The sequence below is a fragment of the Candidatus Thiosymbion oneisti genome (assembly GCF_900092655.1).
GTDB lineage: Bacteria > Pseudomonadota > Gammaproteobacteria > Chromatiales > Chromatiaceae > Thiosymbion > Thiosymbion oneisti.
In genome coordinates this window covers 1-2,756 of the sequence record NZ_FLUY01001457.1, presented here as the reverse complement: position 1 = coordinate 2,756, position 2,756 = coordinate 1, and the positions used below count along the sequence as shown (strand labels likewise).

General features: G+C 57.0%; 4 protein-coding genes. 3 read left to right on the top strand and 1 reads right to left on the bottom strand.

Features of this window, described 5'->3' with window-relative positions; all coding sequences use genetic code 11:
- Positions 1-366: 366 nt before the first annotated feature.
- On the bottom strand, positions 367-981 hold the full coding sequence (locus tag BQ17_RS15105; protein ID WP_176722456.1) for an invasion associated locus B family protein: 615 nt from the start codon (positions 979-981) through the stop codon (positions 367-369).
- Positions 982-1,342: 361 nt separating this feature from the next.
- Here BQ17_RS15105 and BQ17_RS15100 point away from each other — a divergent pair, with 361 nt between their 5' ends.
- From BQ17_RS15100 to BQ17_RS15090, 3 genes are all read left to right on the top strand, one after another.
- Entirely contained in the window at positions 1,343-1,498 is a 156-nt protein-coding gene (locus BQ17_RS15100; protein ID WP_256091622.1) for a hypothetical protein, read from the top strand.
- Between the two features lie 138 nt (positions 1,499-1,636).
- A complete protein-coding gene (locus BQ17_RS15095; protein ID WP_176722455.1) occupies positions 1,637-2,023 on the top strand; it encodes a type II toxin-antitoxin system TacA family antitoxin in 387 nt (128 codons plus the stop codon).
- Positions 1,974-2,504 (top strand): GNAT family N-acetyltransferase, encoded by a 531-nt coding sequence (locus BQ17_RS15090; protein WP_089728438.1) that lies wholly within the window; start codon positions 1,974-1,976, stop codon positions 2,502-2,504. Before BQ17_RS15095 ends, BQ17_RS15090 begins: the two co-directional genes overlap by 50 nt.
- Positions 2,505-2,756: the final 252 nt, after the last annotated feature.

Sequence of the window (2,756 nt, the reverse complement as noted above, 5' to 3'; positions counted from 1 at the left end):
ACAACAGACAAGGGGCAGGCCGCGAACCGCATCTTTGGACGGCGGCGTGCCCAACAAATCATTTAAATATTAACCACCACCAGAACACGAGATTTGGTTTGTTCGCATTCAGGGGATTTTGATCCGCAAATGAATGCAGAATGGACGCAAATCGAATTTATCGAGGAATAGTACAGGATTCCCAGGATTAACAAGAACTTGTATCTAAAATGCAAGAATCCTGTGTAATCCTGTAAATCCTGTCCGATTAGGGTTGCGCGACAAATAACCCAGACCGTGCCTTAATAATGGCATTGGGCTGGAGTGTGGGGGCCAGCACTCCTGCAACAGCTAACGACCGGTAGCCGGCGGCTGGCAGCCGGTAGCCTACTTGCTGTTCTTCGCACCTTTCGCCGCATCTTCCAGCGCTTGTAAGCCTGCGGTTATCCCTGTTAAAGACACTGGGATGCTGTATTTCTTGCCGTTGGTAAGGCTGTAACCGATGTTTGCCTGCTTCCCTAACTTAAGGTTTTTTCGGAGTTTCTTCGATATGGGGAAGATGGCCAGACAACCCTCGGATCGGCAATGATGGAAGGGGTGGGTGTTGGATTTTACCTCGTCCACGCCGAACTCGATCCCCGGCATGAGCATGACTTCCAAAGGAGTTCGTATTGCGATCAGCAGGCGCGACGGCTTACCTGAAAACTGCAGGACAACACTTATCAGCGGTTTTTCTTTATTCTCCTCGAGAAAAACCCGTTGCATGAGGAAACAGGGAGCACTTTCCGGACATTGCAACGCCCAGTCCCCATGAGCCTCTACCTTGGGCGGCTGTGGTTGGGCCTCTGCGTCGGCCGATTGTGGTTGGGCCTCTGCGTCGGCTGGTTGTGGTTTAGCCTCTGCGTCGGCTGGTTGTGGTTGAGCCATCTCTTCGCCGGCGCCGGCCAGGGGCCAGGTCAGTGATAGCAAAAGAGCCATACTTACAAATTTTCGGGTCATCATCTCGTAGCTACCAAATCTTGGGAAACTCGCCGGCCGCGCTGTGGGCGACCTCCGCGAGTGTCGTTTGTCCATCCATCTCGGGAGACAGAAGGTGGTCCTCGACCAGCCCCCGGTCCCTGAGTATTTGAACCGCAAAAGCGTACAGGGTAAAGCCTCAATCACCGTTGCTTCCAGCTTCCGGTCACCGGTCACCGGTCACCGGCAGTGTAGCAGTGTGGAATAGTCTGCGCCCGGTGGTTTTTTAAGCTGTTTCGACTCTAATTTCGGCTGCTGTTTAAACGCAACCGACTCCTTCGGGAACTGTCGAAGTGGAACCGTCCGGTCGAGTCGTCCTGGAGCAGCTTCCGTTTCGCACGGGGCTATGGTCGAGGTACTGGTCGTTGATCAGAGCCCCGAGACCGGAGAGGTGGAAAGCTGGCGCGCACTTTTCAAGCACATCCAGGGCTTGCCTCAGTCCCGATCGATCACTGATGAGGATATCATCAAGGAGATCGACGCCTATCGGAACGGTCGCTGAGGGTCGTAATCGACACCAGCGTGCTGGTGTCCGCCGCGATTCGCGACCGGTTGCCCGAGCAGGTGCTGCTGTGGTGTGTCGCTCAACCCGGACTCGATTGGCTCGTCACCGCGGAGATCCTGGAGGAATATGTCGAGGATGATCGAAAGGGTCGATTCGAGTCTGGCCCTGTTATCCGATCCGTCCGAAGAGGCATTCCCATTGACTTCCGTATCCGCCGATCGTGGGCGCGTCACGGCACGCGTTCCGATCCAGGTCCGGGAAACCCTGGAGATGGCTGCAGGCATCGTGGGTGCCACCGTGAACCAGTTCATCGTACAGACGGCGTTGTGCGAGGCCGAACGCGTCATTGAACAGGAGCGCGTCATCCGGCTATCCGCACGCGACGCGGAAGCATTCCTGCGCGCGCTCGACGCCCCCCCGCCGCCGAACGACGAATTGACGGCGGCCCTCGAAGACTACCTGACGCGACGCGATGATCAGACTGGAACCCTTGACTGGAGACCACGACAGAAACGCGTTTGACTGCGGCATCGAGGCACTCGATAAGTGGTTGAGGCAAATCGCCTTACAACACCAGCGTAAGGGAATCTCGCGCTCCTTCGTCGCGGTTCCAAACGATGACCAATCAGTTGCGGCATTCCGCAATGCCGGCTATGAAGGTGTCGGTGCCGACAGCATTCTCGGCTTCTATGCCATGGCTTCGGCCCATGTCTCGATCGGCGATCTCCCTGCCGGTGTAGTGAAACGATATCCACGCCGGATCCCTGTCACGCGGCTGGGTCGTTTGGCGACCCGGATCGATATGCAGGGTCAGGGGTTGGGGCGACTGCTGTTGGCCGATGCCGTGAATCGCGCAAAGGGCGCGGCTCAGGCTGTCGGCAGCGCCGGCATCATCGTGGACGCCAAGCGCAACCGAGCCTCGCGGTTCTACCAAGCCTTCGGGTTTAGACTCTGTGAGGATCAGCCGCTGATACTCTATTTGCCGATGTGGTCCCGCAAGTGACGGCCCGCAACTCGGAAGGCACATCCCCATTCGATCTCTGGCGAGCCCGATCGGTGCCAACGGCTTCGGTTTTGTACGAGCGATCAAACCAGAAATCCTAATGCCAGGCGACCGGCAGATCGCGGAGGGTGGATTTCGGGGGGATACTTCAGGGTCTATCCCTGAGGTATCCCCCCATTATTGCAATCTAAAACAACGAGTTATGGAGCGAATGAGCGGCCACGATGCCCTCATGGCTCGTTCCCACGCTCC

Bases quoted from the DNA above. Each gene is read 5' to 3' on its own strand.
- BQ17_RS15105 (WP_176722456.1), bottom strand. From the start codon at position 981: ATGATGACCCGAAAATTTGTAAGTATGGCTCTTTTGCTATCACTGACC.
- BQ17_RS15100 (WP_256091622.1), top strand. From the start codon at position 1,343: ATGGTCGAGGTACTGGTCGTTGATCAGAGCCCCGAGACCGGAGAGGTG.
- BQ17_RS15095 (WP_176722455.1), top strand. From the start codon at position 1,637: ATGATCGAAAGGGTCGATTCGAGTCTGGCCCTGTTATCCGATCCGTCC.
- BQ17_RS15090 (WP_089728438.1), top strand. From the start codon at position 1,974: ATGATCAGACTGGAACCCTTGACTGGAGACCACGACAGAAACGCGTTT.